The sequence below is a fragment of the Moorena bouillonii PNG genome, assembly GCF_001942495.1.
Lineage (GTDB): Bacteria > Cyanobacteriota > Cyanobacteriia > Cyanobacteriales > Coleofasciculaceae > Moorena > Moorena bouillonii.
In genome coordinates this window covers 866,729-876,275 of the sequence record NZ_MKZS01000001.1, presented here as the reverse complement: position 1 = coordinate 876,275, position 9,547 = coordinate 866,729, and the positions used below count along the sequence as shown (strand labels likewise).

Annotated in this window: 11 protein-coding genes; 6 read left to right on the top strand and 5 right to left on the bottom strand. The window is 45.3% G+C overall.

The features are described from left to right. Positions 1 to 607: 607 nt before the first annotated feature. From BJP37_RS03505 to BJP37_RS38355, 3 genes are all read right to left on the bottom strand, one after another. A complete protein-coding gene (locus tag BJP37_RS03505) occupies positions 608 to 1,081 on the bottom strand; it encodes a hypothetical protein (protein ID WP_075896513.1) in 474 nt (157 codons plus the stop codon). Between the two features lie 316 nt (positions 1,082 to 1,397). Beyond that, positions 1,398 to 2,033: a precorrin-8X methylmutase gene (locus BJP37_RS03500; RefSeq protein WP_075896511.1), complete on the bottom strand. Its 636-nt coding sequence runs from the start codon at positions 2,031 to 2,033 to the stop codon at positions 1,398 to 1,400. 126 nt (positions 2,034 to 2,159) lie between these two features. Continuing rightward, complete coding sequence (locus BJP37_RS38355; RefSeq protein ID WP_158069390.1) at positions 2,160 to 2,342, bottom strand: hypothetical protein; 183 nt, start codon at positions 2,340 to 2,342, stop codon at positions 2,160 to 2,162. Between the two features lie 112 nt (positions 2,343 to 2,454). Between BJP37_RS38355 and BJP37_RS41880 the strand changes: the two genes are divergently transcribed. From BJP37_RS41880 to BJP37_RS03480, 5 genes are all read left to right on the top strand, one after another. Continuing rightward, the gene (locus BJP37_RS41880; RefSeq protein ID WP_214607741.1) at positions 2,455 to 2,673 is read left to right on the top strand and encodes a hypothetical protein; all 219 of its coding nucleotides are present in this window, start codon (positions 2,455 to 2,457) and stop codon (positions 2,671 to 2,673) included. 136 nt (positions 2,674 to 2,809) lie between these two features. After that, entirely contained in the window at positions 2,810 to 4,336 is a 1,527-nt protein-coding gene (gene bchB / locus BJP37_RS03490) for a ferredoxin:protochlorophyllide reductase (ATP-dependent) subunit B (RefSeq protein WP_075896507.1), read from the top strand. 772 nt (positions 4,337 to 5,108) lie between these two features. Then, positions 5,109 to 5,276: a hypothetical protein gene (locus BJP37_RS41875; protein ID WP_214607740.1), complete on the top strand. Its 168-nt coding sequence runs from the start codon at positions 5,109 to 5,111 to the stop codon at positions 5,274 to 5,276. Between the two features lie 49 nt (positions 5,277 to 5,325). Further along, on the top strand, positions 5,326 to 6,189 hold the full coding sequence (gene bchL / locus BJP37_RS03485) for a ferredoxin:protochlorophyllide reductase (ATP-dependent) iron-sulfur ATP-binding protein (protein WP_070391049.1): 864 nt from the start codon (positions 5,326 to 5,328) through the stop codon (positions 6,187 to 6,189). A gap of 505 nt (positions 6,190 to 6,694) precedes the next feature. Beyond that, positions 6,695 to 8,098, top strand: a complete 1,404-nt coding sequence (locus BJP37_RS03480) for a ferredoxin:protochlorophyllide reductase (ATP-dependent) subunit N (protein ID WP_075896505.1) — start codon at positions 6,695 to 6,697, stop codon at positions 8,096 to 8,098. Between the two features lie 224 nt (positions 8,099 to 8,322). On the opposite strand, the gene BJP37_RS03475 is transcribed toward BJP37_RS03480, so the two are convergent. Together BJP37_RS03475 and BJP37_RS03470 are read right to left on the bottom strand one after the other, a co-directional pair. Beyond that, a complete protein-coding gene (locus tag BJP37_RS03475; protein WP_075896503.1) occupies positions 8,323 to 8,619 on the bottom strand; it encodes an XRE family transcriptional regulator in 297 nt (98 codons plus the stop codon). 7 nt (positions 8,620 to 8,626) lie between these two features. Continuing rightward, positions 8,627 to 8,965: a type II toxin-antitoxin system RelE/ParE family toxin gene (locus tag BJP37_RS03470; protein WP_075896501.1), complete on the bottom strand. Its 339-nt coding sequence runs from the start codon at positions 8,963 to 8,965 to the stop codon at positions 8,627 to 8,629. A gap of 129 nt (positions 8,966 to 9,094) precedes the next feature. Between BJP37_RS03470 and BJP37_RS38350 the strand changes: the two genes are divergently transcribed. After that, entirely contained in the window at positions 9,095 to 9,256 is a 162-nt protein-coding gene (locus BJP37_RS38350) for a hypothetical protein (RefSeq protein ID WP_158069389.1), read from the top strand. Positions 9,257 to 9,547 lie beyond the last annotated feature (291 nt).

Below are 9,547 nucleotides of genomic sequence, written 5' to 3'. Positions count from 1 at the left end.
CCTAAATCCTAGTCTCTATCACCGTTTCGACTACTTTTGCCTAATGGATAGCTTATTAAGGGGGGTTAGGGGGGATTCCGATTCCCGATTCCCGATTCCCGATTCCCTTAATTAATTGGTAGTTGAGGACTCTAAAGTTTTATAACTTATAGCCAATATGGCCAGACTTTTCTATTAGTCATGCTGGAAGTTTATATTAAGACTTAATAGAAATTAATTGGGTATATCGCTATCATGGAAATCTTTGATATAGGTTTCGTCGAGAGGTTAGAAAGTGACAGCTTTGTCTCTGACAATAGTGATCATAAAATGGCTGATGTTGTCGGTGGTAAAAGTCGCACGATTCGTTGGCCTCATAATGACGAATAGCAGCAGCCTACGACAATTGTGACCATACCCATAGAATTACCGTATTGTCCTCTTTACTTATTTCCTGATGGCACAATTGGGCATAAATGTTTTGATACTCGTCCTTTTTAAGGATAGCGGTAATAATATTCATTTATCTTATTCATAAGGTACACAGGATTTATTCCCTGTTCCCTATTCCCTGTTCCCTAAAATCCACAACTTGTGTACCTCACCTATTTGATTTTTGCTATAGTCACTACACCCAGCCAACCGCATTTTTGATTTGATATACCGCCAACTCCCGGTCTATATGTTTCTTGGCTTTAAGAATCGGACTGTTAGGACTTTTGTACCAGCGCTGGGAGCGGAAACAAAAACCATTGGGCGTTATTGCCTCCCAACTATAGCGAGTGCGATCAATCAATAACCAAATTTCATAAGAGTGGTATGTCTGTTGGGGAAATTTAAGAATACCAATTTCTAGCAGAATGCTCATGCGCATCCGCGATCGCTCTATACGTTTGAGTAATTCCAGAAAACACAATGCTGCCCGTTTAGCCGCCTCATGAGTGGGGTAACGGTAGCGATCGCGGGGTTCAAATTTGAAGTCTCGACTACTAAGGCGGAAATGAAACTTGCCTGAAGCATCCTCGACATATATCACACTCCAAGGGGTTTTCGGGTACTTTACACAAAAACCTGGAGCTATTAATTTAACCGCAGTTGCCATCCTTATCCCTTTGCTAAACCGTTGCTGAGAGGATCTTAACCAAATTTTTATCGATCACCAACGGAAGGTTTCGGTCAATGAGCCTGACCGAAGGTCATTACCCATTACCGATTACCCATTATTCTCAATCATGCCACAATTGAGCCACGCCCTTTTATATCATGTCAGGATAATTACCCTTAATAAAAATCTCCCTATCTCCCCATTTCCCCACCTCCCCATCTCCCCACCTCCCCATCTCCCCATCTCCCCATCTCCCCATCTCCCCACACCTCCCACCCTTTCCTTAATTATGGGTATTCAACCAGACTTGATATTAGGCATGTGAGAGATCAATATCATCCTGGCCGTAGGCTTGCCAAGCCAAGTCTACTAAGCCATCAACAATAGCAGCCGCCACTACCGCAGAACCCTTACGACCATCAATCCGAATGTGGGGAATCAAAGAGTCCGTCAACCGAGATTTAGCCACATCCACCTCTACAAATCCCGCAGGTACCCCAATCACCAAGGCTGGTCGAATTTCCTCTGCTTCAATCAACTCCACCAATACTGTCAAAGCTGTCTGAGCTTGACCAATAACAAAAATTCCTTCTGGATAGCGTCTAGCTAAGGTTTGCATCCCCCAGGCTGCCTTAGTCTTTTGTTTTTGGGGACGAGTGAGGGTTTCCATGCTGCAATACACTGGATTAGCAAAGGTATCTTGAATGTGGGGAGTGATACCTACTTGTACCATTGGCACATCCACTACAATTGTGCTACGAGCAGCTAGAGCTGCTGCTCCTGCTTGTAATGCCCGCTCAGAAAAATGAATCAGAGACTTATACTCAAAGTCGGCTGTGGCATAAATCACCCGCCGCACAATCTCGTATTCTGCTGGTGAAAAGACATGCTCGCCTATTTCACGGTCAATAATTGCCAGACTTTGGGCATCAGTTATATGCCATTCCATGAGGACTCTTCAGACAAACTGGTTGTGATTATTTTGACATTATTATGCTTGCTCTAGTGGTTTTCATATTAGGGAATAGGGAATAGGGAATAGGGAATAGGGAATAGGGAATAGGCAAGAGGCAAGCTAGCAATAGGCAATAGGCAAGCTAGCAATAGGCAAGCTAGCAACAGGCAAGAGGCAAGAGGCAATAGGCAAGCTAGCAACAGGCAATAGGCAAGCTAGCAACAGGCAACAGGGAAAACTGATCTGACTCCCCATCTCCCCATCTCCCCATCTCCCCATCTCCCCATCTCCCACACTCCCCATCTCCCCATCTCCCCCACACTCCCCACACCTCCCACACTCCCGACTCCCTACTCCCTACTCCCTACTCCCTACTCCCTACTCCCTACTCCCTGTAACTAAAAATTAAGAATAATTGCAATTTGATTCAGATTCTCTTATATCCCTAATCGATATGTTTAGCTTGGCAAGAGGATTTGGCGAATTAGATACCAGGGAAAGAACACTTATCCCTAAGGATAGTCATTACCTCGGACTTCTGAGAAAATCTAAATCACGAGAGGTCTTAAGGCTGAAGGCTGTTCGCGTAGCGTGGCCAAAGGCCAAGGCTGAAACTCTCTTGGTTGCTGAGTAACAAATCCATAAACTTGTTACATTTTTGATGATTGATGATTGATTTTTGATGCTTAATGCTTAATTTTTGATGATTGATGATTGATGTTTGATGCTTAATGCTTGATACTTAATCTTTTAACAAGGGAGAATAGGATATGAAATTGGCTTACTGGATGTATGCAGGTCCTGCCCACATTGGCACACTGCGCGTTGCGAGTTCTTTTAAGAATGTCCATGCTATTATGCATGCCCCCCTAGGGGATGACTATTTCAACGTGATGCGCTCAATGCTAGAGCGAGAGCGGGATTACACTCCGGTAACTGCTAGTATTGTTGACCGGAACGTGCTAGCACGGGGTTCTCAGGAAAAAGTGGTGGACAATATCACCCGCAAGGATCAGGAGGTAAACCCTGATCTAATTGTGCTCACCCCCACCTGCACCTCCAGTATCCTACAAGAAGACCTGGAGAACTTCGTAAACCGGGCTCAGATGGATGCTAAGGCTGATGTGATGTTGGCAGATGTGAACCACTACCGGGTCAATGAATTACAAGCGGCTGACCGCACCCTAGATCAAATTGTTCAGTTCTACCTCAAAAAAGCCCGCAAGAAGGGTGAGCTCCCAGAAGGCAAAACCGCAAAGCCATCGGTGAACATCATTGGTATTTCTACCCTTGGCTTCCACAATCAACACGATTGTACTGAACTGAAGCGGTTGATGGCTGATTTGGGCATTGAGGTTAACGAAGTCATCCCAGAGGGAGCGTCTGTCCACAATCTGAAAAATTTACCTCGGGCTTGGTTTAACCTGTTGCCTTATCGGGAAATTGGCTTGATGAGTGCCCGTTACCTGGAAGAAGAGTTCTCGATGCCCTATGTCGATATTGCTCCTCTGGGTGTGGTGGAAACTGCTCGTTGTATCCGTAAGATTCAGGAAATCCTTAATGGTCAAGGTGCTAATGTCGATTACGAAGAGTACATCGACAACCAAACCCTGTACGTTTCTCAAGCTGCCTGGTTCTCTCGCTCCATCGACTGCCAGAACTTGACCGGTAAGAAGGCTGTGGTTTTCGGAGATAATACCCACGCTGCCGCTATGACCAAGATTCTGGCACGGGAGATGGGTATTCATGTGGTGCTGGCTGGGACTTACTGCAAGTATGATGCGGATTGGTTCAAGGAGCAGGTGAGCGAATACTGTGATGAGATCCTGATCAGTGATGATAATGGTGCGATTGGGGATGCGATCGCACGAATTGAACCTGCTGCGATTTTCGGTACCCAAATGGAACGGCACGTTGGTAAGCGATTGAATATTCCTTGTGGTGTGATTGCTGCTCCCATTCATATCCAAAACTTCCCCATCGGTTATCGTCCCTTCATGGGTTACGAAGGTACTAACCAAATTGCTGATTTGGTCTACAATTCCTTTACCTTGGGTATGGAAGACCACTTGTTGGAAATCTTTGGTGGTCATGATACCAAGGAAGTGATTACCAAGGGGATCTCTGCTGATTCTGACCTGAACTGGAGTAAGGACGCTAAAGCAGAACTGAATAAGGTGCCTGGTTTTGTTCGCGGTAAAGTAAAGCGCAATACTGAGAAGTTTGCTCGTGAGCGTGGCTTTAGTGAAATCACTCTTGAAGTGATGTATGCCGCTAAGGAAGCTGTAGGGGCTTGAGCTTAATACAGATTTAACCTGTATCAGGGGAGGTGGGGAGATAGGGAGATGGGGAGATGGGGAGATGGGGAGATGGGGANCGATTCCCGATTCCCGATTCCCGATTCCCGATTCCCGATTCCCGATTCCCGATTCCCGATTCCCGATTCCCGATTCCCGATTCCCGATTCCCGATTCCCGATTCCCGATTCCCGATTCCCGATTCCCGATTCCCGATTCCCGATTCCCGATTCCCGATTCCCGATTCCCGATTCCCGATTCCCGATTCCCGATTCCCGATTCCCGATTCCCGATTCCCGATTCCCGATTCCCGATTCCCGATTCCCGATTCCCGATTCCCGATTCCCGATTCCCGATTCCCGACTCCCGATTCTTTGTACCTCTTTCAAATTCTGTGACTCTATCGAGAAGATTGCGGTGATTGCTCCGTAGAAATTTAATTATTATTTACAAAAAACTTCAATAGCTAGACCCGCCTATGGCTTCTGGTGGGTCTGGATGATTTGTAAGCTAATGCGCTACGCGCACGCTACGCGAACAGCTATCAGCTATCAGCTATCAGCTTGATTCACTCTGGTGATTTTTTATTTTTGTTTATTGTTTATATTTTTATTAAAAAAAAATATAAACAATATTAATTAAGTATTAAATTGAATAAATAAGATTTAAATTGATTTACATTATGGTTTAAATTTATAAAAGTCCATTTAAAGTAATTTAAAGGCTATATCGATAAAAAAGACCCTGTATTTTCTAGTGCAGTTCGTGAATAATGCAAGAAGCACCGAAGCGATGCAGCGCCTTCATGCGGGGGTTTACCCCACTCGCTATTGCATCAAGACAAGCTAAGCAATCTATGGCTGGCTTTAGGGTCAACGCCGAAGCGGTGCCTAAGATAAATCCAGCAGAATTTCAGCAATTATGCTTTCGGCTGGCTTAGGGGCAAAGACAAAAGAAGAATTTTTATCTGAAACAGGAGATAACTAAAGGTGAAACTTTCAGTTTATGGAAAAGGTGGTATCGGTAAGTCCACAACTAGCTGTAATATCTCAGTTGCCCTAGCTAAGCGGGGTCGAAAGGTGCTGCAAATTGGCTGTGACCCGAAGCATGACAGCACATTCACTCTGACTGGTTTTCTGATCCCTACCATTATTGATACCCTTCAGGAAAAGGATTACCACTACGAAGATGTCTGGCCTGAAGATGTGATTTACAAAGGTTATGGTGGTGTTCATTGCGTAGAAGCTGGTGGTCCCCCGGCTGGTGCTGGTTGCGGTGGCTATGTGGTTGGTGAAACTGTAAAGCTGCTCAAGGAACTGAATGCTTTTGATGAGTACGATGTGATTCTGTTTGACGTTCTGGGTGATGTCGTCTGTGGTGGTTTTGCTGCTCCCCTGAACTATTCCAACTATTGCATGATTGTCACGGATAACGGTTTCGATGCGTTGTTCGCTGCTAACCGGATTGCTGCTTCTGTTCGTGAAAAAGCTCGCACTCACCCGCTGCGTCTGGCTGGTCTGATTGGCAACCGCACCTCTAAGCGCGACTTAATCGATAAGTATGTCGAAGCTGTGCCGATGCCAGTGCTGGAAATTCTGCCACTAATTGAAGATATCCGTGTCTCTCGGGTTAAGGGCAAAACGATTTTTGAAATGGCAGAAACTGACCCTAGCCTGGAACCTGTGTGCCAATACTATCTCAACATTGCTGACCAAATTCTGGCACAGCCTGAGGGGGTTGTACCTCAAGATGCACCAGACCGGGAGTTGTTCTCTTTGCTGTCTGACTTCTACCTCAATCCTCAAACCCCAGCAGTGACTGAGGAAGAAGAATTAGACCTGATGATGGTGTAAGCAAAGGTTGAAAGAAAGGTTGAAGGTTATGAGGTTGAAGGTTGAAGGTTGAAGGTTGAAGGTTAGGAGGTTGAAGGTTAGCAGGTTGAAGGTTAGCAGGTTGAAGGTTAGGAGGTTGAAGGTTAGCAGGTTGAAAGTTAGGAGGTTGGAGGTTGAAATTTAGGAGGTTGGAGGTTGAAAGTTATAACAGTAAACCTGAAACCATTCAACAGTTAACAGTAAACCTTAAACCAAATAACCTTAAACCAAATAACCTTAAACCAAATAACCTTAAACCTTAAACCAACTAACCTTCAACCTTCAACCTTCAACCTTCAACCAAATAACCTTCAACCAAATAACCTTCAACCTTCAACCTTCAACCTTCAACCTTCAACCTTTAAAACCTTCAACCTTTAAAACCTTCAACCCTTAAAACCTTCAACCCTTAAAACCTTCAACCCTTAAAACCTTCAACCTTAAACCCTTAAAACCGACGAGAGAAACCAGGAGAGGAGAACTTTAGATGACTGTTGCTCAAACCCCTCAAGCCCTAGATTTTGAGTGCGAAACTGGGAATTACCATACTTTTTGCCCGATTAGCTGCGTGGCATGGCTTTACCAAAAGATTGAAGATAGCTTCTTTTTGGTGATTGGTACTAAGACTTGTGGCTATTTCCTCCAAAATGCGATGGGGGTGATGATTTTTGCTGAGCCACGCTATGCCATGGCGGAGTTGGAAGAAGGGGATATTTCCGCTAAGCTGAATGATTACGAAGAACTGAAGCGGTTGTGTTTGCAGATTAAACGCGATCGCAATCCTAGTGTGATTGTCTGGATTGGTACTTGCACTACGGAAATTATCAAGATGGATTTGGAAGGCTTGGCTCCCAAGCTGGAATCTGAGATTGGTATTCCAATTGTGGTGGCTCGTGCTAATGGCTTAGACTATGCTTTCACCCAGGGTGAAGATACGGTCTTGGCGGCGATGGCTCACAAGTGTCCGAAGGAAGCACCCCAGGTGGAAGAGGAGAAACAAGAGCGGAATGCGATCGCAAAACTCCTCAACTTTGGACGCCAGAAAGAAGAGGTGGCTGCGGAAGAGTCTGACTATGCGGATCATCCACCCCTAGTGTTGTTTGGCTCCCTACCTGACCCGGTTGTGACTAACCTCACCCTAGAGTTGAAGAAGCAGGGGATTAAGGTGTCTGGTTGGTTGCCTGCTAAGCGTTACACGGAATTACCAGTAATTGAAGAAGGTTACTATGTTGCTGGGGTGAATCCCTTCCTCAGCCGCACCGCTACTACTCTGATGCGCCGCCGCAAGTGTAAGTTAATTGGCGCACCTTTCCCCATTGGTCCGGATGGCACTCGGGCTTGGATAGAGAAAATGTGTTCTGTGTTTGGTATTGAACCAAAAGGATTGGCAGAACGGGAAGCTAAAATTTGGGAAAGCTTGGAGGATTATATCCAGCTGTTGCGTGGTAAGTCAGTATTTTTCATGGGGGATAACTTGCTGGAAGTTTCGTTAGCTCGTTTCCTCGTTCGTTGCGGGATGACTTGCCATGAAATCGGTATCCCTTACATGGATAAGCGTTATCAGAAGGCTGAGTTAGCTCTGTTAGAGAAGACTTGCCACGAAATGGGTGTACCAACTCCTAAGATTATCGAGAAGCCAGACAATTACAACCAGATTCAGCGGATTTATGAGTTGGAGCCGGATTTGGTGATTACCGGTATGGCTCATGCTAATCCTTTGGAAGCACGGGGGATTAATACTAAGTGGTCCGTTGAGTTTACCTTTGCTCAAATGCACGGCTTTACTAATGCCCGAGACATTCTGGAATTGGCAACTCGTCCGTTACGTCGCAATAACAGTCTCAAGGATTTGGGTTGGGATAAGTTAGTGAAAGAAGAGGCTAAGGTATAGCACTAGAGGGATCCCCCCTAACCCCCCTTAATAAGGGGGGAACTTAATAAGGGAGGAACTTAATAAGGGGGGAACTGAGGAGGGCAAAAATTATTTGTACCTCATAGGTATGGGAAACCCTATAAAAATGTTTCCCATCTCCCCACACTTCCCACACTTCCTAAACTTCCCACACTTCCCACACTCTTCCCTGCCCTAAGGAAGGGCAGATAGCGTGGGGAAGCTTACACTTCACTATCAACCAATTGAAGCTGTAACCGCTTACCCAGTGCATTAGCTGCCCGTTCAATTGTGCTCAGGGTTACAGAGGTGTTGTTTGGATCTAAAAGACTATCTAAAGCTGCACGACTGGTTTTCATGACCTGGGTCATTTCAGTTTTAGTCAGTCCTTTTTCAAGCATCCCCTGTTCGATTTGCCAAGCTAAAACTCGTTTGAGAGCTACGGCTTCAACTTCAGCAAGGATGTTATCTTCTTCTAAAAGTTCATCTAAGGAAGAACCAATATAAGGATTATTATTCATTGTTCGTTTATAAGTTGCGTTTTCGTGCGTTAGCTAAAGCTAATTCTTGTTTGGGCGTTTTTTCGGTCTTTTTGATGAATCCATGTAACAAAACCATTTGATTGTTATGAATGCAGAAAAGAACGCGGGCAGTGCGGCCATTAGGTAAGTTAGTACGGACTTCAAATAAACCATTTCCCATCGGGCGACAGGTAGGCATACCAATAGGCCAGCCGTACTCAACAGTTTTGATGTCTGTGCCAATTAACCGCCGTTCCTCCTTGTCCAAACTTAAGAGCCAATCACGGACAGGTTCGTGATTAGATTCAGTTTTATAAAACTTAGCAGGAATTCGTTTAGAGGTCATTGAGCTAATTAACCCTTTTTGATACACTCCGTCAAGATATAGCGCTACGCTTAGCGTCAGAAGTTAAAAGTCAGAAGTCAAAAGTAAGCTAGGACTAGGTTTAGGAGTTTAGAAATGTCCGCTATCTGAATGCGTAGTGCTATATACTTGGAACGTGCATCTGGCTGTGGAACAGGCATCTTGCCTGTTTCATTTCCAGGCGGGCAGGATGCCCACTCCACTGATATTGATTCCCTCCCTCTAATTCCCTGTTCCCTATTCCCTATTCCCTATTCCCTATTCCCGTCTTGATGCAAAGCGCGAGTGGGGGAAACCACGGCAGTCGCTCATGGTTTGAATTTACCGTAAGACAGTGGAGCCTTAATCAATAAGTTTTCCCCATGCATCTGCATAGCCTACCAACCATAAAGGCTCCACGTAATCAGGTTTTGTCTCCGGGGGAAACCCCCGCAGGTCGGTAATGGTGCGTTTTCCTTGTCTTGATGCAGTCGCTCATGGGGGGAACCCCCAAGACCGCGCTGCATCGCTGGATAAATAAAGATACTCCAGGGACTAAACCTAAATCATTGAGTTCAACCCAAT